This window comes from Synechocystis sp. PCC 7509 (assembly GCF_000332075.2).
GTDB lineage: Bacteria > Cyanobacteriota > Cyanobacteriia > Cyanobacteriales > Chroococcidiopsidaceae > Aliterella.
The window spans coordinates 417,194-438,135 of the sequence record NZ_ALVU02000001.1 but is presented as its reverse complement, the minus strand read 5'-3'; the positions used below and the strand labels follow the sequence as shown (position 1 = coordinate 438,135).

At 42.2% G+C, this 20,942-nt stretch carries 20 protein-coding genes; 14 read left to right on the top strand and 6 right to left on the bottom strand.

From position 1 onward, the window contains the following. Positions 1 to 38 precede the first annotated feature (38 nt). From fabZ to SYN7509_RS0202225, 4 genes are all read left to right on the top strand, one after another. Entirely contained in the window at positions 39 to 551 is a 513-nt protein-coding gene (gene fabZ, locus SYN7509_RS0202240) for a 3-hydroxyacyl-ACP dehydratase FabZ (RefSeq protein WP_009634202.1), read from the top strand. Positions 552 to 662: 111 nt separating this feature from the next. Continuing rightward, positions 663 to 1,481 carry an acyl-ACP--UDP-N-acetylglucosamine O-acyltransferase gene (gene lpxA, locus SYN7509_RS0202235; protein WP_009634201.1) on the top strand — a complete coding sequence of 273 codons (819 nt, stop codon included), beginning with the start codon at positions 663 to 665 and terminating at the stop codon, positions 1,479 to 1,481. Next, positions 1,481 to 2,701, top strand: coding sequence for a lipid-A-disaccharide synthase (lpxB, locus tag SYN7509_RS0202230; RefSeq protein WP_009634200.1), 1,221 nt, complete (start codon positions 1,481 to 1,483; stop codon positions 2,699 to 2,701). Before lpxA ends, lpxB begins: the two co-directional genes overlap by 1 nt. Then, a complete protein-coding gene (locus tag SYN7509_RS0202225; RefSeq protein WP_038020750.1) occupies positions 2,701 to 3,993 on the top strand; it encodes a DNA cytosine methyltransferase in 1,293 nt (430 codons plus the stop codon). The genes lpxB and SYN7509_RS0202225 overlap by 1 nt, the downstream gene beginning before the upstream one ends. An 11-nt stretch (positions 3,994 to 4,004) precedes the next feature. On the opposite strand, the gene leuS is transcribed toward SYN7509_RS0202225, so the two are convergent. Then, positions 4,005 to 6,563 carry a leucine--tRNA ligase gene (gene leuS / locus SYN7509_RS0202220; RefSeq protein WP_009634198.1) on the bottom strand — a complete coding sequence of 853 codons (2,559 nt, stop codon included), beginning with the start codon at positions 6,561 to 6,563 and terminating at the stop codon, positions 4,005 to 4,007. Positions 6,564 to 6,713: 150 nt separating this feature from the next. On the opposite strand from leuS, the gene SYN7509_RS24925 reads away from it, so the two are divergent. From SYN7509_RS24925 to SYN7509_RS0202205, 3 genes are all read left to right on the top strand, one after another. Beyond that, a complete protein-coding gene (locus tag SYN7509_RS24925; protein ID WP_009634197.1) occupies positions 6,714 to 7,574 on the top strand; it encodes a hypothetical protein in 861 nt (286 codons plus the stop codon). A 254-nt stretch (positions 7,575 to 7,828) separates the two neighbouring features. After that, positions 7,829 to 8,701: a DNA adenine methylase gene (locus SYN7509_RS0202210; RefSeq protein WP_009634196.1), complete on the top strand. Its 873-nt coding sequence runs from the start codon at positions 7,829 to 7,831 to the stop codon at positions 8,699 to 8,701. Positions 8,702 to 8,703: 2 nt separating this feature from the next. Beyond that, positions 8,704 to 9,105, top strand: coding sequence for a gamma-glutamylcyclotransferase family protein (locus tag SYN7509_RS0202205; RefSeq protein ID WP_009634195.1), 402 nt, complete (start codon positions 8,704 to 8,706; stop codon positions 9,103 to 9,105). Between the two features lie 32 nt (positions 9,106 to 9,137). On the opposite strand, the gene SYN7509_RS24920 is transcribed toward SYN7509_RS0202205, so the two are convergent. The 5 genes from SYN7509_RS24920 to SYN7509_RS0202180 form a co-directional block, all read right to left on the bottom strand. Beyond that, positions 9,138 to 9,608 (bottom strand): anti-sigma factor family protein, encoded by a 471-nt coding sequence (locus tag SYN7509_RS24920; RefSeq protein WP_009634194.1) that lies wholly within the window; start codon positions 9,606 to 9,608, stop codon positions 9,138 to 9,140. A gap of 155 nt (positions 9,609 to 9,763) precedes the next feature. Then, complete coding sequence (locus tag SYN7509_RS0202195) at positions 9,764 to 10,420, bottom strand: sigma-70 family RNA polymerase sigma factor (RefSeq protein ID WP_009634193.1); 657 nt, start codon at positions 10,418 to 10,420, stop codon at positions 9,764 to 9,766. 87 nt (positions 10,421 to 10,507) lie between these two features. Beyond that, positions 10,508 to 10,699, bottom strand: coding sequence for a hypothetical protein (locus SYN7509_RS0202190; RefSeq protein ID WP_009634192.1), 192 nt, complete (start codon positions 10,697 to 10,699; stop codon positions 10,508 to 10,510). 168 nt (positions 10,700 to 10,867) lie between these two features. Further along, positions 10,868 to 11,410 carry a late competence development ComFB family protein gene (locus tag SYN7509_RS0202185; protein ID WP_009634191.1) on the bottom strand — a complete coding sequence of 181 codons (543 nt, stop codon included), beginning with the start codon at positions 11,408 to 11,410 and terminating at the stop codon, positions 10,868 to 10,870. 86 nt (positions 11,411 to 11,496) lie between these two features. After that, positions 11,497 to 12,324, bottom strand: a complete 828-nt coding sequence (locus SYN7509_RS0202180; protein ID WP_227501462.1) for a M23 family metallopeptidase — start codon at positions 12,322 to 12,324, stop codon at positions 11,497 to 11,499. 300 nt (positions 12,325 to 12,624) lie between these two features. Here SYN7509_RS0202180 and SYN7509_RS30875 point away from each other — a divergent pair, with 300 nt between their 5' ends. The 7 genes from SYN7509_RS30875 to SYN7509_RS0202145 all read left to right on the top strand — a co-directional run bounded on the left by SYN7509_RS30875 (position 12,625) and on the right by SYN7509_RS0202145 (position 20,923). Beyond that, complete coding sequence (locus tag SYN7509_RS30875; RefSeq protein ID WP_009634189.1) at positions 12,625 to 13,473, top strand: retropepsin-like aspartic protease family protein; 849 nt, start codon at positions 12,625 to 12,627, stop codon at positions 13,471 to 13,473. A 133-nt stretch (positions 13,474 to 13,606) separates the two neighbouring features. Then, positions 13,607 to 14,050, top strand: a complete 444-nt coding sequence (locus SYN7509_RS0202170; protein WP_009634188.1) for a hypothetical protein — start codon at positions 13,607 to 13,609, stop codon at positions 14,048 to 14,050. Between the two features lie 197 nt (positions 14,051 to 14,247). Continuing rightward, positions 14,248 to 16,665: a PhoX family protein gene (locus tag SYN7509_RS0202165; RefSeq protein ID WP_009634187.1), complete on the top strand. Its 2,418-nt coding sequence runs from the start codon at positions 14,248 to 14,250 to the stop codon at positions 16,663 to 16,665. A 152-nt stretch (positions 16,666 to 16,817) separates the two neighbouring features. Next, a complete protein-coding gene (locus SYN7509_RS0202160; RefSeq protein WP_009634186.1) occupies positions 16,818 to 18,371 on the top strand; it encodes a bifunctional pantoate--beta-alanine ligase/(d)CMP kinase in 1,554 nt (517 codons plus the stop codon). Between the two features lie 267 nt (positions 18,372 to 18,638). Further along, the gene (locus SYN7509_RS0202155) at positions 18,639 to 19,253 is read left to right on the top strand and encodes a superoxide dismutase (protein ID WP_009634185.1); all 615 of its coding nucleotides are present in this window, start codon (positions 18,639 to 18,641) and stop codon (positions 19,251 to 19,253) included. 111 nt (positions 19,254 to 19,364) lie between these two features. Further along, positions 19,365 to 20,699: an FAD-dependent oxidoreductase gene (locus tag SYN7509_RS0202150; RefSeq protein WP_009634184.1), complete on the top strand. Its 1,335-nt coding sequence runs from the start codon at positions 19,365 to 19,367 to the stop codon at positions 20,697 to 20,699. Then, positions 20,699 to 20,923: a hypothetical protein gene (locus SYN7509_RS0202145; RefSeq protein WP_009634183.1), complete on the top strand. Its 225-nt coding sequence runs from the start codon at positions 20,699 to 20,701 to the stop codon at positions 20,921 to 20,923. The genes SYN7509_RS0202150 and SYN7509_RS0202145 overlap by 1 nt, the downstream gene beginning before the upstream one ends. Positions 20,924 to 20,942: the final 19 nt, after the last annotated feature.

Here is a 20,942-nt window from a genome sequence, read left to right as displayed (position 1 = left end):
AATTAGACTTTTAGTCCCGCACCAAGTCTTTGACTGCCATGAAAACCGCCCTAACCAACTTAAATTCAACAACGGCAGAATCAACAAGCCCTATTGTTGATCAGCCTCCAGTCGTAAAAACTGTTTTTACTGTTGAAGAAATCCAAAAGCTGCTACCTCACCGCTACCCCTTTGCCCTTGTAGACCGGATTATTGAATATGTCCCAGGAAAACGTGCAGTTGGGATCAAAAATGTCACCTTCAATGAACCGCATTTTCAAGGGCATTTTCCCGGACGACCAATGATGCCGGGAGTGTTAATAGTGGAAGCAATGGCGCAAGTGGGCGGCATCGTGCTAACTCAATTGCCAGAATTGGAAGGCGGGCTATTTTTGTTTGCAGGTATCGATAAAGTCCGGTTTCGTCGTCCCGTTGTTCCAGGCGATCGCTTAATCATGACGGTGGAACTGTTGTGTGTCAAGCGCCGTCGTTTTGGGAAGATGCAAGCTCAAACTGTAGTAGACGGGCAGCTAGTTAGTGAAGGAGAATTAATGTTTTCCCTCGTCGATTAAAAAATGTTAACCGTAGGGAGAAACAAATCCTCACAGCGCCTTTGGTCTAAAAAACCTGTTTTTACTTATGCACCCCACTAATAACCTCTGCTTTCCGTTGGAGACCTATCTTTGAAGACCTTAATTCATCCTACTTCTGTAATTCATCCCGGCGCAGAATTGCACCCCACCGTACAGGTTGGGCCTTATGCGGTAATTGGAAAACAAGTTAAAGTTGGCTCTGAAACTATCATCGGCGCTCATGTAGTCTTAGAAGGCCCGACGGAAATAGGATGCAATAATCAAATTTTTCCCGGTGCTGCTATTGGACTTGAACCCCAAGACCTAAAGTATGATGGCTCTTTAAGTTGGGTAAAAATTGGCAACAATAACCGCATCCGCGAGTACGTGACAATTAACCGCGCTACCGGGGCAGGGGAAGCGACAGTAATTGGCGATAATAACTTACTGATGGCTTACACTCATGTAGCTCACAATTGCGCGATCGCCGATTCGGTGGTTATTGCCAACAGCGTCGCTTTAGCTGGACACGTACATATTGAGTCAAGAGCTACCATTGGCGGGGTTTTGGGCATTCATCAATTTGTGCATATCGGCAAGTTAGCAATGGTTGGCGGTATGAGCCGCATTGACCGCGATGTACCGCCCTATATGTTAGTAGAAGGTAGTCCTTCCAGAGTCCGCAGTCTCAATCTTGTTGGTCTAAAACGAGCAGGAATATCGGAATTAGAACAAGGCTTAGTTTTTCAAACTTTAAAAAAAGCCTTCCGCAGTCTTTACCGCTCGAATTTAACGGTTAGTGCAGCGCTAGAACAATTAGACCTATTACCCGATAACGAATATATCCAACACCTGCGCCAGTTTTTGCAATTATCGCAAAAGTCAGGGCGGCGCGGTTCTATCCCCGGCCTACGTCCGCGCCAGAATTAATGCAAGATGAATTAACTTTGCTAGCAGCTAATCTTTGTCAGCAAACAAAAGTCAGGATTTTTATTAGCACTGGTGAAGTATCAGGAGATTTGCAAGGTGCGCTTTTAGTTACGGCTCTATTGCGTCAAGCTGTCAAAGCCGGCGTAGAATTAGAAATTGTCGCTTTAGGCGGCGCTAAAATGGCGGCGGCAGGAGCAATTTTACTGGGTAATACTAGCAGCATTGGCTCGATGGGACTATTAGAAGCATTGCCTTTTATTTTGCCTACCCTCCAACTACAAAAACAAGCGATCGCTTCTTTGAAGGCAAATCCGCCCGATTTGGTCGTCCTAATTGACTATATGGGCCCCAACATGAAAATCGGCAGTTACATTCATTCCTCGCTGCCGCAAGTGCCTGTGGTTTATTATATTGCTCCCCAAGTATGGGTTTGGTCAATAACAGGACGGGCGACCCAGAGAATTATTGAAATTAGTGATAAGCTACTAGCAATTTTTCCCGAAGAAGCGCGTTACTTTGAAAAGCGGGGAGCAATAGTTAGCTGGGTAGGACATCCGTTAGTTGATAGAATGCAAAATGCGCCTAGTCGAGAAGTTGCCCGGAAGTTACTAAATATTTCCCCAGAAACTACCGCGATCGCTCTTATTCCTGCTTCTCGTCGCCAAGAATTAAAATATTTACTCCCAGCCATGTTTGAGGCTGCAAAGCAAATTCAAACTAAGTTGCCAAACGTGCAATTTTTGATTCCTTTAGCTTTAGAAATCTATCGCCAGCCCATCGAAGAAGCCATAAAACGTTACGGTTTACAAGCTACTATAGTTTGCGGACAAACGACAGAAGCGATTGCGGCGGCGGATTTGGCGATAACTAAGTCGGGGACAGTGAATTTAGAAATTGCTTTATTAAACGTGCCTCAAGTAGTAATTTACCGCGTTAGCCGATTAACAATTGCGATCGCCAGGTTATTAAAGTTTTCTATTCCCTTTATGTCGCCGCCTAATTTGGTAGAAATGAAGCCGATTGTGCCAGAATTACTTCAAGAACAAGCTTCTAGCGAAAATATTGTACAAATAGCCCTAGAATTATTGCTTAATCCTAGTCGTCGCCAAGAAATGCTAGACGCTTACGAGCAAATGCGCTTATCTTTAGGAGAAGTGGGAGTATGCGATCGCGCTGCTGCTGAAATTTTCCAACTATTAGAGGCAAGGGGTGAGCGGTAATCGACAAGGGAAAAACCAGCCTTGCTAAACGTCCCATTGCTATAGACTTATTTGCTGGAGTGGGCGGCTTTTCTTTAGGGATAGAACAAGCTGGCTTTGATGTATTAGTTGCTGTAGAAAGCGATCCAGTTCATGCTTGTGCTTATAAATTTAATTTTCCCCTAACTGAGGTAATTTGCGCGGATGTTGCCAAATTAACCGCTTCTACCATTAGACAAGCCGCTTTTAAAGGCTGGGATGCTCACAACAAAACTGGTACTCTATGGGACGGACAAATCGATTTAGTCTTTGGTGGGCCACCTTGTCAGGGGTTTTCGATTATGGGAAAACGCTTGATAAATGACGATCGCAATCACTTAGTATTGGAATTTTGCCGCCTGGTTATTGAGCTAAATCCCCGCTATTTTGTGATGGAAAATGTGCCAGGAATGGTTACAGGAAAACACAAAACTTGGCTAAACAAGCTCAAAAATAAGTTTAAACTTCATGGTTATCATGGCAAGGCGCAAATTTTAAATGCGGCGGATTTTGGCGTACCTCAAAGACGCAAAAGGTTGTTTTTTTGCGGCGCACAAGCGGGAATTAGAGTTTATTTTCCCAAAACTCTAGAGGGGAACAACGTTAAAGTTGTAGATGCGATCGCCGACTTGCCAGATTTAGATAGTTTTGCCGAACTTAAAACTACTGACGAAGTGCTGTTAAGTGCCGAACAACTAGCCCAAATCGAGCATAAAACTAGCTTTTATGCAAAACTGCTTCGCCACAATAACTATTTTGCTTATCCTCGGTTATGGAATCCGCAATTATTAACAAGTTCCATGCAAACCCAGCATAATCAAACTTCTATAGCCCGTTTTGCGGCTACTAATGCCAATCAGAGAGAACCCATTAGTCATCTGCGCCGATTAGACCTAAATGGGCTTTGCCATACCTTACGGGCGGGTACAGGAAGCGATCGCGGTAGTTATACGTCCCCCCGTCCAATCCACCCAATTCTACCGCGAGTAATTTCTGTCCGAGAGGCGGCGCGATTGCATTCTTTTCCTGACTGGTTTCGCCTCCATCAAACCAAATGGCATGGATTTAGACAAGTGGGCAATTCTGTGCCGCCACTGTTGGCGCAAGCGGTGGGCAAAAAAATTATTGCGGCGTTAGGCGTTACGCCCACTATTCCCCAAAAGCCAATAATGACAGGAGATCCGCAACTGTTGCGCTTTGAGGCTTGTCAAGCGAGGGAGTATTGGGTAAGGGGTAATTGGGAAAACAATCAATTTTTAATGACCAGCTCCTAAAGTATCTAAAATTAGATTACAAAATTGACTAATTTTCCTGGTACAACAATTACTTTTTTAATTTGTTTACCTTCAAGATGACGTTGGGCGGCTTCCGACTGGCGGGCATAATTTTCTAGCTCTTGTTTATCGGCTTGGGCGGGAACTTGGATTGTACCTCTGGTTTTTCCCATAATTTGAATTACTAACGTCATCTCATCGGCTACTAAGGCATCAGGATCGTAAGTAAGCCAAGTTTGTTGATGGACTGAACCCGTTTTACCGCTCAAGTGCCACAATTCCTCGGCAATATGGGGCGCAAAAGGCGCAAGTAGCTGCATTAACGTCTCAATCCCTTCCGCGTATACGGGAGAATCAGTACATTTAGAATCAAAAACCGCATTACTTAACTTCATTAACTCCGAAACCGCCGTATTTAGATGGTATTCCCCTTCTAAGTCATCGGTAACTTCCTTAATTGCTATATGAATTGCTCGGCGTAGCTCTTTTTCCTGTGAACTTAAATTAGCGGTTTGACTGCGTACTTTTGCCCCATCAAATTCTGTCACCAATCGCCAAATCCGATTTAAAAACCGAAATTGCCCTTCCACATCCGCCTGATCCCATTCCAAGTCTTTTTCCGGCGGCGCTTTAAATAGAATAAACATCCGGGCAGTATCTACACCGTATTGAGCAATTACATCTTCTGGGGCTACGCCGTTGTATTTCGACTTAGACATTTTCTCGTAGAAAACCTCCAATTCTTCCCCAGTTTCTGGATCTTTTGGCTCTTTTTCATCTACTTGAGCGGAAGGAATATATTTATTTGTGACAGGGTTTTTGTAAGTAACCGCTTGTACCATTCCTTGAGTGAGCAAACTAAGGAAAGGTTCGTCAAAATTGATTAGTTGGCGATCGCGCAATACCTTAGTAAAAAACCGCGAATACAATAAGTGTAAAATTGCGTGTTCAATACCTCCAACATACTGATCTACAGGCATCCAGTCGTTAGTTTTGGCACTAGCAAAAACTGCCTGGGGATTTTTGGCATCGGGAAAGCGCAAGAAATACCACGAAGAATCAATAAAAGTATCCATCGTGTCAGTTTCCCTAACACTTGGCTTGCCACAAGTTGGACAAGGTACGTTTACCCAACTATCCAATTGTGCCAAAGGAGACGAGCCGCGCCCGGTAAATGCTACCTCCTCTGGTAATCTCACGGGCAAATCTTGTTCTGGTACGGGAACTGTACCGCAACTAGCACAGTAAATAATTGGGATTGGTGCGCCCCAATAGCGTTGCCTTGATATCAACCAATCTCTTAAGCGGTATTGTACCCGTGCTTTTCCGTAGCCTTTTTGTTCGGCGTACTGCACGATCGCATTTTTAGCTTTTGTCGAGTCCATCCCCTCAAAAGCCCCCGAATTGATTAGTATCCCCGGTTCTGTATACGCTGCTTTTACAGAGGTTTTAGACGCTGTTTTTACCGTCCCTGGAGGTACAATTACCAGTTGAATGGGCAATTGCTTTTCTTTGGCAAACTTAAAATCTCGCTCGTCGTGGGCTGGTACGCCCATCACTGCCCCTGTACCGTACTCGTACAGCACATAATCAGCAATCCAAATCGGGATTTCTGAACCCGTAAAAGGATTAACTGCTATACCCCCAGTAGGAATACCCCGCTTAGGTTTATCTTCCGCCGTGCGTTCCAATTCGCTTTGACTTGATACTTCTTGAATAAACGTTTCTACGGCTTCTTTTTGCTCTGGCGTAGTCACACTAGCTGTCAATGGATGTTCGGGCGCTAAAACAACGTAAGTAACGCCATAAACCGTATCAGGGCGAGTTGTGAACACGCCAATTTTTTCTTCCAAGCCAACAATGGGAAACTCTAAGTAAGCACCAACAGATTTGCTAATCCAATTTGCCTGCATGGTTTTAACTCGCTCCGGCCATCCGGTTAGCTTGTCTAAATCCTTTAGCAGTTGTTCGGCATAGTCGGTAATTTTTAAAAACCACTGTCGCAATAGTTTGCGCTCAACTACCGCGCCACTGCGCCACGACTTTCCCGCACTATCTACTTGTTCGTTGGCGAGAACAGTTTGATCTATAGGATCCCAATTTACCGCCGCTTCTTTTTGGTAAGCAAGTCCTGCTTGAAAAAACTGTAAAAATATCCACTGCGTCCACTGGTAATACTCTGGCGCGCAAGTAGCGATTTCTTTTTCCCAGTCTATAGACAAGCCGAGGCGTTGCAACTGACTGCGCATTTGAGCAATATTTTGATACGTCCACTTAGCCGGAGGTATACCCCGCTCAATTGCCGCATTTTCGGCGGGGAGTCCAAAAGCATCCCAACCCATCGGGTGCAGTACGCGATAACCTTGCATCCGTTTGAGTCTAGCAATTACATCCGTAATTACATAGTTACGGACATGACCCATATGTAGGCTTCCCGATGGATAGGGAAACATAGAAAGAGCATAAAATTTTGGCTTAGTTTCATCTGTAGAGGTTCGGTCTAAGCCAATTTCTGCCCAACTTTTTTGCCACTTTTCCTCTACGGCGGCGGGGTTATAACGGGACTCCACAAACAAACTCCTACAGTAAAGCGATCGCAATTGGTGTTTCGTTATTGTGACACAATCTCGGATTGCCCCGATGGTTTCCTTGCTGTGTGTTGATAACGGCAAATCTACCGCCGGGCGATCGCGCGTTTAGAATGTATTACTTTAATAACTATGGCTATACTTTGTTTTCAAGGTTTCATCAGAGATATTATTTATAAGCCCGTGCTTATTCCTAAACTTAAAACTTACTCTTTAAATACCTTTGATATTAATCAATCTAAACCCTTTGGCATAATTACTTTAGATTCTTTGCAAAACAACATTGCTTTCTCTCAATGGAAATCTCCTAAAAGAACCAGAACCTATCCTTTTTCTCGAATTTATAATACTTATCATCTAAATTCTAAAAAAGTTACAATAATCCCGATTATAAAAGACGAAGGTACTGGCGGAGACAATGATAGAATTAACTTTATTACTCTGTCTTGGATGAATTTGTTAAATGCCTACATTATCCTCGCTTGGTATGAACAAGCTGAAGTAAAAACAGGCACAACAAACAAGATTACTAAGCAAAAATTTAATCCGAGTTATATTAATCAAAAACTTGAAGAATTAAGTAGTTACCAATTAACAGCTTTGCACTGGAATACTACCCATTTTGAAAAAGACTTTAATTCCGTTTACCTAAATGCTGTCAATAGCTACGAAAAAATAGCAATTAGTCAACAGGTAAGCTTACATTCAAGTGCCAAGAATATTGAGGTACTTAATGAGTTTCAACTAAATGGAGTCTTCAATATTGAAAAGTTTAAAAACTATACTCTTAGTAAATCGTTAATTGCTACCCAGCGAGAATCAATAACTACCCATAAATTAGAGCATTTATCTGATGGCTATAAAGGCATATTATTTATTTCCAATCACTTAGGGGGAAGTTATCATTTAACTGTAGATGAAGTATATGAACAGAATAACGTATTTATTTTACAAGAATCTAAAAATTCTAGCCAAAGACAAATGCCGTCGTAAGATGATATTAAAGATGGTTTATTCAAGCTAATACTTTTTAGTAATTTAGAATCTTTACGTTTAGATGGGCAAGTAGTAAGGTTTACTACCTGCTTAAAAATAACTGGTAAAATTCGCGGAGTTCTTCAGTTGCAAAGTGACGAAAGTGGCATTTTGTCAAGCTAATAGTTTCAGCAAAAGGCAAAAAACAATAGTTCAATCTTTAGACGCAGAAACTAAGCAAAATAATAAATTAAATGTGTTGATTACTTCCAATGAATAACTCCGTAAAAAGTCCCTTAAGATATCCGGGAGGTAAGTCTAGAGTCGTTAAATACTTGCTTCCTTATTTACCTTTAACAATTAATGATTTTAGAGAACCATTTATAGGCGGCGGCTCGGTTTTTATTGCTTTTAAAAGTATATTCAGCGAGGAAAAAAAACAGTATTGGATTAATGATATAAACAGCGATTTATACTTATTTTGGAAGTATGCAAGAGATGATATAAATATTTTTTTAGACGGCATTAAATATTTAAAAACAAGCTACCCAACTGGCAGAGATTTGTATAACTATTTGAATAGTGATAGTTTTGAAAAGTCTGATTTTAATAAAGCCGTTCGTTTTTTTATTATGAATAGAATTACTTTTTCAGGAATTATGGATTCTGGAGGATATTCGCAGCAAGCATTTGATAAAAGATTTACGGTTTCATCTATTGAAAGACTAAAAAATATATCGCCTTACTTAGATAAAGTTAAAATTACCTGTGGCGACTACGAAGAACTATTAGTAAAAGATGGTAAAAATGTATTTTTGTTTCTAGATCCGCCTTACTATAAACCTACAAAATCAAAACTCTATGGCAATAAAGGAGATTTGCATACAAACTTTGACCATGAAAGATTTGCTCATAATGTCAAACAATGCAAACATAAATGGTTGCTGACTTACGATGACTGTTTAGAAACTAGAAGTTTATTTAGTTTTGCGAATATAACGGAATTACAAGTACAGTATGGAATGAATAATTATAAACAAAAAAACGCAGCTATTGGCAAAGAATTAATAATTACAAATTACTCTCTTAATCAACTAGATGACGTTCAACAATTAACTATTAATTTTGATACTAAGGTTATTTAAAGTTGTTAAAAGTCTTTGTTTACGGAACTCTGAAGCCAGGAGAGAGAAATTATCACCTTTTTGGCGCTGCTAAGGTAATAGAGGTACAACAAGCGATCGCCTATGGTAAACTATACAACTTACCGATGGGTTATCCGGCAGCAATATTCCCCGAATCGTACCTTGTACGGGGTTATTTACTCACGTTTTTACAACGTGCATTTTTACAAGCTCTTGACGAATTAGAAGATTACGATCCTAGCCAACCGACAAGTCAAAACCTGTACCAGCGACACCAAATAGAAGTTTATAAATACAATAAAGAATCTTTGGGTAAAGCCTGGACTTATTCAATGAATCAACAACAAATTAATGGGTATGGTGGTATTTTTATCAGCGATGGCTGGTGGGAGAGCAAAAAATAAGCTGCTAACTATCGCGCTAACAGCCTACAGGTCTATTTAAACTTTTTGTTATTGTCGCTTGTGTGGTTCTGGCTTTTGGGTTCAAAGGCAGATTCAGGAAGTTCAACCAAGGGAGTATTCAGCGCCACTAATAACTTTTCTTGTGTATTTGGGCGATCGCTAACGGTTGCCATTTGTAACACCTGACGACCTGGGACAACGCTAGATAGGGCGGCAATAACTAAAGCGGCAATTGCTGCGCCTCCCCACTTTAAAGACCGATACTGGCGGCGTTTTTCGATTTTGCCAAATACCTGTTGAATTGTTTGCTCTACGCTTTGAGTATTGCTTGGTACGGGCAGAACTTGGAAGTTTTGGCGTAGTGCCAATAGCCGCGCGTATAGCTTCTGAATTTCGGCATCATTTTCTAACCATTCTTCTACCTGTCGTTTTTCTGTAGAAGTAACTTCCCCGTCTAAGTAAGCACTTAGTAACTCGAAGCGATCGCGCTTCTGTGTATTCATAGCATTTATCAATTATTTTTATTACCAGGATTAAACGCGGACAAGTTGCTTAGTAGTTATAGGGTCAAAACTAACTGATGAATTAATTCAAAGATAATTTTAACATTCCTACCAAGTTATACAAGAGGTTAAAGGAGCAAAATATATTGCTAGTGTCAACCATCTAAGTAGTTTTGCAGTTGAGATTGAAGTCTCGCTCTAGCTCTAGCTATTCTTGACTTCACTGTTCCTAGAGAAACTTTTGTAATTTCGGCAATGTCTTCGTAAGCCATGCCTTCAATTTCTCTTAAAACTATAGTTGTGCGGAAGACTTCCGGTAAGTCAGAAATCGCCTCCTTCAATTGTTCGTAAAATTCCTGAGTGGTCAATTCTTCCTCTGGAGAGGGATTTTCCCCGGCAATTTCCCAATTCATTTCCCCATCTTCCATAAACCGGGGTGCGTCCAAAGACAGGGGACTTGCTACCCGCTTGCGCTTGCGCAACTCGTCGTAAAACAAATTAGTAGCAATGCGGCTCAACCAGCCGCGAAACTTGACAGGTTCTTGCAACCGCTTGATATTGCGATACACTCGAATCCAAACTTCTTGAGTCAAATCCGCGCGATCTTGCCAATCAGGAGCTAGATGATACAACACTCTTTCCACATGGGACTGATAGCGCCGTAGCAACTCCGAAAAAGCCGCACGATCTGGACTGCGTTCAGATTGGCAACGCAAAATTAAATCATAGTTTGACAATTTATCTACTTGCACTGGCGCTTGAGGAAATTTTGCCTCAACTGATGACCAGGGTACAGAAATAGCTTGACTCATACACGCCAATAAGAAATAGAACATCCCACCCTACTAGACATTGCTATTGGCAGTAAGTTCCCGGTTCAAGCCGTGTACTTGTTGGCTCTATTTAGCAGCAATTGGCAATAGTTGTTGTTGCCAATTGCCGCCTATAGGATCAAGCCATTTGTTCCTAGTGGTGACACTGTCTGCTGGGCGCGAACTTGTTGTATTATCTGGATTATTTGCTAACCGAACTACTACCAACAAGTTTAGGCACAACGTCATTATCAAGGCTAAAAATAGTTTTTCGATCACGCACTTCGCCTCCCACACCTACAATTGATTGGTTACAGCTATTCAGCTTTTTTACAAGCGATAAACTGCCGCCGTCCTCTTACACTTAGTTTGCCTAGTTTTTGCTAAAAACTTGGGCAAAAGCTAATAAATCTTTGCCAATATAGGCGTAGGAGTACAAAAAGCGCTCTATTCTGGAGCTTGCTCAAAGGAGGGAGCGTAAGTTTGGAGCAGGGTACTGACTTGTTTTAAAACCTCCTCGCCAGAATTTTTACCCAAAGCTTGCCTTTCCGGGAAAAAGTCAGGACGATCTAAGCCACGAGAAATGGCTTCGTTTACTTGTTGAACAATTAAATACTCCAATTCTTCTTTAGCTCGTAGACGTTGATAGTTGCCGCCTTCTTCGGTGGTGGCATAGAGTGGCGGCAGACGGTTGAGAGCGTAAGCTGCAATATCTCCCACATCTAAATGGCGATCGCTAGTTACTTCAATTTCCGCTACTCTAGCCAAGGCTTCGGTTAGCACTAATTCTTCCATAACATTAATAAATTGCTTGCGTTGTACTGCTACTACTTCCCCGGTTAGTAGCGCTCCCATAAGCTTGTCTAGCGCCATATACTCAGCGACAGAAAGCTCTGAGGCAGCATCGCAAATAGACCCTACCTCCGCTTCCATTGCTGGTGTAAGATAACCAGTTTGAAGGGCTTGTTCAACTATTTTTTCAATACCCATAACGCCTCTATCTCTGGCACTTGCTGGTGATTTCTGTATTACTCAATAATTTTGCCTTACTATTACAAAAAAGTTGCAAAATAGAGTTAATTAAATTTGCTGTTGCGCCAAGGACTAGGATCGACCGCTTCGCCTTGTACGTATAATCCCCAATGTAAATGAGGGCCAGTTACGGCTCCAGTTGAGCCTACAGCACCAATTACTTGACCTGCTTTGACGATATCTCCTTCTTTGACGCTTATCCGGCTGAGGTGCAAATAAGTTGTAATTACTCCTTGCCCGTGATCGATGCCAATGATATTACCGTGGACGCGAAAGCCTTGGGAAACTCTGCCAACTAAAGCAATTTTTCCATCGGCGGGAGCGATAACAGGAGATCCGGTAGCTCCGGCATAGTCTACACCACGATGATAGTAATCTTGAGCGAATTTACCATTATAGTACCGACGAACCCCGTAAATTGTCGTAATTGCCCCTTTATTTGGCTTGAGAAAAGCACCATTCCAGAATTTTTGCGGGGTTTTTAGAGCTTTAAGGGCGGCTACACGGTTTAGTTCGTGTTCTGTAGCTTTAAGTCCAGCTTTTCCGGGAGATAATCTAATTCGTTGCACCGGAAATTTGCGATCGCCTACTAGCACGGATAATTGCTTAGTTTCGGCTCCAGCTTTTACTTGCAGCGCTCTTGTACCTGGTTTTTGCAGGGGGGTTGTCGGTAAGAAAGCCCGGTATTTGTTGGGAGCAATAGCAAAGGCGGGATAAGTTTTATTATTGACTGTTACCGATGGATTGCTAGAGGTGGTCGGGTCGTCGGGAGTTACTACCACCGTTAATGTATCGCCTAATTTTGGTTTAGCAGGGCTGACTTGAACTTGCAGCGCTTTTACTGAAGTTGCCAAAATTGTTGAAATAGCCACAGCTATTGTTAGTATCAGACTATTTTTTAAGTAGTTGAAGCTACTTGTACTCATAAGTTGAAGCGCCTTTAAGCTGAGAAGTTTTCACCAATTAAATTTTGCTCTTGCATTAGATTAACTTTCTATTTAACTTGTGTAGCAAGAGAGTCTTTAGTTTTTCCTATTGAGCGTACCAGAGTGTACGGGAATATAAATATAACTTTTTTCTTTTTTGTAGCCTGACATCGCTAATAAAATTTTGTATGCTGGAGGATTGGTAGCAAAAATACTACAAATATTTTTAAGTAGTTTTACGCAAGTATGAAACGGTTTTTATCTGTACGTTTAGAATTAATTTTGCTAACAGGAATATTGGGATTAATAGGAACTGCTTGTAATAGCTTTGACACAAGTAATTCTTCGCCTCCTAAACAAAATACGCCGGTAGTAATTAAAAAGTCACCGCTACCACAAGCAACAAAATTGCCCTCATCCCCCGTTGAAACCGATCGCTTTGAAATGGCGTTGGATAAAGCTTATGGAGCTTTAACTATTAGTCAGTCTGCCCAAGGCGCGGAGGATTGGCGCTTAATCGCCCTGCAATGGAGCGAAGCTATAGCCTTAATGAAAACTGTACCTGTCCGCAGTCCCTACAAAGCGATCGCCCAAAAAAAAATTATTCAGTATCAGCAAAATCTTAACTACGCCCAGCAACAAGCAATTCGTCCGATTGTACCGCCAGCGCCAGTAGTTGCCATTATGCCCATGGCTTCAGAGCCGCCAATCCTTACCCCTTCAGGAGTATTTCAAGCGGTAATTAAAAGCCGTCATGGCGGCACACCAGTTATTGATGTTACTTTCAATGGCGGTACGCAATTTGAAATGATTGTCGATACGGGCGCGAGTGGGACAGTAATTACTCAACAAATGGCGGCGGTTTTGGGAGTTGTCCCCATAGGTAGAGCTACAGCCAATACTGCCAGCGATCGCAATGTAGAATTTTCTATTGGTAAAGTTAATTCAATAGAAGTCGGCGGGGCAATTGTCAAAAATGTTCCTGTGGCGATCGCTCCTACGGCAAACTTAGATATAGGATTGCTGGGACAAGATTTTTTTAGCAATTACGATGTCACAATTAAGCGCGATGTGGTAGAATTTCGCCCCCGTTAACAATAAATTTTTCTTTACCCAACATTAACTAATGCTTACTTACTTGTTAATTTAGCAACTGATAACCTGAGCTAAATAGGCATTAAGCAATTTAATAATTGTTAAAAATGCAGAATATTTTTAGGAATTAGGAATGGGTAATTATCTAAATAGTTGGTTATTAGGCTTTGGTATTGTGTTACTTTTGCCTCTCAGTTATCCAGCTTTTGCGGAAACAAAATTAGTAAGTGTTAGTTTGAAAACAGAAAAAAATCAAAATTTTAATAACTTAATGCAAGAGGCGGAATTAACGGCGATTAATTTGATCGATCGAGAATTCAATCGATCGTCAAACATTAGTGAAATTAGAATTATTGTTAGTGGCGAACGCAACGGACAAGAAGCACCTTTGCTCTCGGCTAAAGTTTCCCGCACCGATTGGCAAACTCAACCTAAAATCCAATCCTGGACTAAGTATTATCCTAAAACCGGAATTTTATTAGGGTTTAATTTGCCACCAACAACTAAACCGAAAGTTTCTAAAGTATCAACAAGTTTTAACTCTATAGAGAGCGATCCAGGTTTTCGAGATGATTAAAAAGTAAGTTTGTAACTTATAGCAATTAAACCAATATCTTACAGACAAACTTGGTTTAGTGTTAACCCAAAGATTAACTCATTTTAATCTTGTAAGACTATGGTAGCAAAGACAACAATAACTGTGCAAACGGACTTATTTGTTGGCAAAAAGCATTTTTTAATTACGGCGATTCTAAGAAATAAAGAGAGTGTCTGATGTCTAAGCTTACTCGGAGACAGCTACTTGTATTTTTTGGTGCAAGTGCTGGTAGTGCGGTACTAGCGCCAGTTTTGGGCGAACAATTGTTCGAGAGTGCGGTGGAAGCGACGGAAATATTAAAATTTACGCCCGTGCGTTTACCTCATCCGCTACCCATTTATCAACAGCAAAGTAGCTACTACGCTACAGGCATCGAGCAAGGAAAAGTATTAAATGCTACTACCGATGCAAGGTTAAGTAATTACACAATTATTGATGATGTGGTAGTACCGCCAGAGTATGAACGTTATGTAATTGTTAGCTGGGGCGATCGCGTATTTCCCAACAAAGAAGAATATTTTGGCTACAACTGCGACTATACAGGCTTTGTGTCTGTCAATGGCTATAGCGAGGACGATGGCTATTTGTGGGTAAATCACGAATATGTATCCTATCCAATTAGCGCTTTAGCACCAGAGTCGCCCACAGATTTAGCCGGATTTCCTGAATCCTTTACCTCTGTAATTGGTTACACCCCCACCAGCAAAGATCGGGCGCTTTTAGGCGAATTTTTGTACAACATGGGCGGTTCGATTCTCCGAATTTCCAAACAGCGCGGCGGACAATTTAAAGTCGTCAGCGATCCTAAAAATAGACGGATTCACACCCTTTCAGGATTAGGCATCAACAGCCAGCGTACCGATGGTTATCAAGCTATTACTGCTTGGGGCGCTAAAAGTTACCAACAAGGCGACCAAAATTATCTCATCGGTACAGGCCCGGCGGCGGCTCAAGTATTTAATCTTAGTAGCGATGGTTTAGGTAATAAAATTATTGGTACAGGACATAATTGTTCGGGTGGAACAACACCTTGGGGAACAATCATGTCGGCGGAGGAAAATTTCCAAGCCAGCACCGCCTTTTTTGTCGGCGTACAGGAAGGCGTAAAACCCGACGGGACGCAAACAGGGTACATTACCGGGACTACTGGGGCGGAATTTGGCATGGTAGGGGAAAAGTACGGTTGGATGGTGGAAATCGATCCCAAAGACCCCAATTGTCGCCCCCGCAAGCATACAGCTTTAGGACGTTTCCGCCATGAAAACATTACTATGCGCGTGGAAAGAGGCAAAAAATTAGTTGCTTACATGGGGGACGATCGCCGGGGAGGACACACCTATAAATTTGTGAGTACAAATACAGTAACTGACCCCAGAAGTAAAGATAATAGTGCTTTATTTGAGTCGGGTATTTTGTATGCGGCTCGCTACAACAGTGATGGTAAGGGTACATGGATTCCCTTACAATTAGATACGCCAACTAACCCCAATATCCCCTCTGTACTTGCTTCTACAGAAATTGCTCAGTTGGGGAAAGCGACCAACAATGGACTTATGCGTTTACCTAGACGTAATGGAGTAGCAGGACAAACCACCGATGGCGGTTCTTTATCTGTGACGATCAATACTGTTGTTAATTCTAGCGGGACAACAACTTCTTTTGGTGAGGCGGAGGTGTTGCCAGCTTACCGGAACAAAAAACTATCAGACTTTTATACCACTAAAGGGGCGATCGTTTGCGATGCTTTCTTGGCGGCTAACTTAGCAGGAGCAACGCCAACCGCGCGTCCTGAAGACTTAGAAGTGCATCCCCGCACTAAGCAAGTATTTATTGCTTATACCGATGGTGCGCCCGGAGGCGATGGCTATCCTGATTCTAGAATTTTTGTTGTTTCCAAGTACACAAGCGCTATAAATGATGCTCAACCTTCGGGGGAACTATTTAAAATTACTGAAGATAGTACCGATGGTACAGGGCTAACTTTCCGTTGGGAGCGCTTTGCTAAAGGTGGCGAAGCGGGAGCAGAAATTGGTTCTGGTTTCGCCAATGTGGACAATTTAGTATTTGATCGCCGGGAAAATATCTGGGGTGTAACCGATATGTCTACTGCCTCCCATAATGGGTTTGACGTAGGTGCGGCGGCAACTCCCAAGTTAATAGAACATACCGTAGTAGGTGCAAGTTCAAAGAGTGCAGCTACTTCAGATAAAAATGTCGAAACTTCAAGCTTAATTGGTGTTTTTGGCAATAACTGGCTATTTTATATTCCTACACGGGGGAAAGATGCTGGGGAAGTAGTACCTTTTGCTTATGGCCCCCCGCGCTGTGAGATGACTGGGCCTACTTTTGTGTCCGATACACTAATTATTTCCATTCAACATCCCGGAGAAGATTGTCCTTATAGTCCCCAAGTCACTCTCAATCGCGATATTGAGATGTTGAATTTGGACGGTACTTTATTTACTCAAAATCGTACTGTACCTCGCGGTAGCAATTGGCCCAACAATCTCAAAGGCAAGCCTTTAGGCGCACCGCTACCCTCGGTTATTGGGATTAGTCGCAAACAACGTTCTAAAAACAATAAGTTTTCCTAAAAAAGTTTGTTCAAAAATAAGTAAGCCAGTCCGCAAAGGAAGGAGTGGCTTACTTATTTGATTTCGGTGCTGGGGAAAAATTATTTATCCTTTATTCTTGCCAATTAATGGCGATAAACTAACAGGTAGCCAAAAAGTCAGAGGAAATTAAGGTGCGCCTGTTTACAACAGTTGCAGCTTTGAGTTGCTACTTAAATAATTTGTATCAAAAAAGAAATTTACCGGGACAAGCAAACAGTTCCTCGGTTGCCATTGGTTTAGTGCCAACAATGGGAGCCTTGCACGAGGGGCATTTAAGTTTAATTGAGCGGGCTAAACAGGAAAATGATTTAGTAATTGTAAGTATTTTTGTTAATCCTTTGCAATTTGCCCCTACAGAAGATTATCAGAGCTATCCCCGAACTTTGGAGCGCGATCGCTCTTTTTGTCAGCAAGCGGGAGTAGAAGCAATTTTTGCACCGCCGCCGCAGGAATTGGGCATAGACGGACAATCTCGCACTTCTGTTGTACCGCCCCAAAGCATGACCTCGGTTTTGTGCGGGAAAAGCAGACCGAAACACTTTCAAGGCGTGGCAACGATTGTCAGCCAGTTATTTAACTTAGTTCAACCTCATAAAGCTTATTTTGGGCAAAAAGACGCTCAACAAGTAGCAATTATTCGGCGACTGGTCAAAGATTTAAGTTTTCCAGTGGAAGTTGTCAGTTGTCCGACTATTAGAGAAGCATCGGGATTAGCGAAAAGTTCCCGCAATCAATATTTGTCCTTAGAGCAAAAAGAGCAGGCGGCAGTTTTGTATCGCAGTTTGCAAGTTGCAAAGCAGGCTTTTAAATCTGGCGAACGTGACAGCAAAGTGTTGAAAAATATTGTAAACAAAGAACTAGCAACAGTGGAAGCTGTGGCTATTGAATATATTGAATTGGTAGAGCCAGATACATTAATGCCGTTAGAGAAAATTGAGCAGCAAGGATTACTCGCGATCGCTTCTCAAATTGGGACAGCGCGGTTAATTGACAATACAGAATTAATAGTGCGTCAGCCGATTGTCGCTATTGATGGCCCGGCGGGGGCGGGAAAGTCTACGGTAGCGCGCGCTGTAGCTGCGACGCTGGGCTTAGTTTATCTTGATACTGGGGCAATGTACCGGGCGTTAACTTGGCTAGTTTTGCAGTCAGGGATTGCCGTAAATGATCATAATGCGATCGCTCAATTAGTTAGCAATTGCTCGATTCAATTGTCTAGCAGCACTGAGCTAAATAACCCGGTAGGAGTTTGGATTAATGGTCAAGAAGTTACTAACGTTATTCGCAGTTTGGAGGTTACAGCCAATGTGAGCGCGATCTCCTCGCAAAAAGCCGTGCGTCATGCCTTGTTACATCAACAGCAACGTTGGGGGATTCAAGGCGGCTTAGTAGCGGAAGGGCGGGATATTGGTACTCATGTTTTCCCGGATGCGGAACTCAAAATATTTTTAACCGCCTCCGTTGGCGAACGAGCGCGTCGTCGCCAACAAGACTTAAAAAAGCTAGGAGAAATTGAAATTACGGTAGAGCAACTAGAAGAAACTATCGCCGAACGCGATCGCGCTGATAGTACCCGCGAACTTGCTCCCCTCCAAAAAGCCGCCGATGCAATCGAAATTTGTACCGATGGTTTGAGTATTGCTCAAGTTATTGATAAAATTATTTTTTACTATCATAAAATGTAATCTTAGTCAAGTAAATAGTATAGAGATCAAGTGCTTGGCGATCGCCTAACTAAGTAAATTTACTTGCCAATGGACTTGGGGCAAGAAGTGGACTAAAACGTTGATTGAAACAGCAATTTGCAGCTTTTGCTATAAAAACAAACTATTAAGTTTTATTTCAGCAGCAGTTTATTGCGTGAATCTATGAGGAAGTCCGCCTTAATATAGGTGCTAAAGCTTGAAAATAGCGCTGTGATTGGAAAGAGCTTACTTGAGGATTTTGTGAACATGGCCTTTGAACTTTCGCCTTTACCTTACAATTACGACGCTTTAGATCCGTACATTGATGCTCAAACGATGCAGGTGCATCACGATTTGCATCACCAGGCTTATGTAAATAATCTGAATGCAGCCCTAGAAAAATATCCTGAACTGCAATCAAAAAGCCCGGAAGAATTGATTAAGGATCTAAGTACTTTGCCCCAAGATATTACTGGCGCAGTCCGCAATAATGGCGGCGGTCATGTAAACCATACAATGTTTTGGCAAATTATGGCTCCAAACGCAGGTGGAGAACCAACGGGAGCAATTGCTCAAGCAATTAGCGAAAACTTTGGCGACTTTGAAAGCTTCAAACAGAAGTTTAACGACGCAGGAACAAAGCAATTTGGTAGCGGTTGGGTTTGGCTAGTGCGTACTAACGACGGCAAAATTGAGATTACAAGTTCGCCAAACCAAGACAACCCCATGTCTGGCGGACATTTCCCAATTATGGGTAATGATGTGTGGGAACACGCTTATTATCTCAAATACCAAAACCGTCGGGCGGAGTACCTCAAGCAGTGGTGGAATGTAGTTAACTGGGATGAAGTGAATAACCGATTGGCAATGTCTAGCCGCTAGTTAGAGTTTTAGGAATGAGAAAAAACAGCCAGGCGATCGCAGGGCTGTTTTTTTAGCAGTAAATTTATTACTATCGAAAAGTGCGATCGCGTAAAAACACAGGTAAGAAAGTTGACAACTAACATCAATGACTCTGCCATTGTTATTGGCGGTAGTATTGCTGGACTATTAAGCGCCCGCATACTATCTGACCGCTTTGCCTCCGTGACGATTATTGAAACTGACAAATTGCCCGAATTGCCAAGCCCTCGGATCGGCGTACCGCAATCTGTACAGCCTCATATTCTATTTACAAAAGGCTACAGAATCTTAGGAGAATTATTCCCCGAAATTGAGGAACAACTAAAGGCTGGGGGAGCAATATCTATAGATTGGACGCGAGAATTTCATCATTTTAATCGCATGGGATGGAATGCAAATTCTTTAACGCCATCGGACTTGATTTCTGTTACTTGTTCGCGCCCGTTATTGGAGTGGTCTATAAGGCAGCAATTAGCTAAGTATGCCAATGTACAGTTTGTAGATGGATATCGCGTTACAAGGCTACTTTCTAGGGAAACACAGATTACTGGCGTAGCTTTGCGTTCGTCTACGGGTTTAGAAACCGAGTTATCAGCTTCCTTGGTTGTAGATGCTAGTGGTCGCCGATCGCAAGCGCCCAACTGGTTGAAAGAGTTGGGTTTTGCTCCGCCACCAGAAACTATTATTAATCCGTTTTTAGGCTATGCAACTCGGCGTTATCAACAACCAGAGGGTTTTAAGTCAAATTGGAAAGTAATGCTGATTTCCAGTGCGCCGCCCACAGGTACGAGATTAGGTTATTTGGCAAAAATTGAGAATGGAGAATGGATTGCAACTTTAGGTGGGTATGGAGGCGATTTTCCACCTATAGACGATCGCGGCTTTTTGGATTTTGCCCGTAGTTTGCCGAGTTTGGAGTTTTACCAAGCAATTAAAAATGCTCAACCCACATCGCGCATTTATGCTCATCGCGCTACTACAAATAGATTGCGCCATTACGAACAAATAACGTTACCTCAAGGTTTTGTAGCTTTGGGAGACTCAGTTTGTGCTTTGTGTCCGGTTTACGGACAAGGAATGACCGTTAGTGCGATCGCGACAACAATTTTGCGAGACTGGTTAAATCAAAGCCCAACTTTGAGCGCTCTTAAACCTGCACGGTTTCAAAAAAAGTTAGCTAAAAGCAATTCTCTTTCCTGGATGCTAGCAACGGGGCAAGATTTACGTTTTGCCACAACTAAAGGTGGAGATAAACCGATAAAATCGGGGGGATTTTTCCATTCTTATACCGAGCGACTGCTAAAACTAACAAATTCTGACCCAAACATGAACGCGCTGCTAATGGAAGTAGCTCATCTACTAAAGTCACCTCTAGCGCTATATCATCCTCAAGTTGTGTTTCAAGTTTTGACCAAAGGAGTTTAATGGATAGTAAAGAATTAGCACAATATATAGAAGCAACCGATAGTATTTCTAAGCCTTGGCTATTGGTACAATTGCGTCTAAAAAAACTTCAAGAAGTAAGAGCAAGTATTTCGGTGGCGGAGTATGGGCGAAAACTTACAGAAATTCATCAAATCTTGGTGAATTTGGGAGAGTGGTGGAGGGGAATAAGAGGAAGAAGAATTTGGGATGCCAAACTTGAATAATTAGCTAAATTACCGCTTT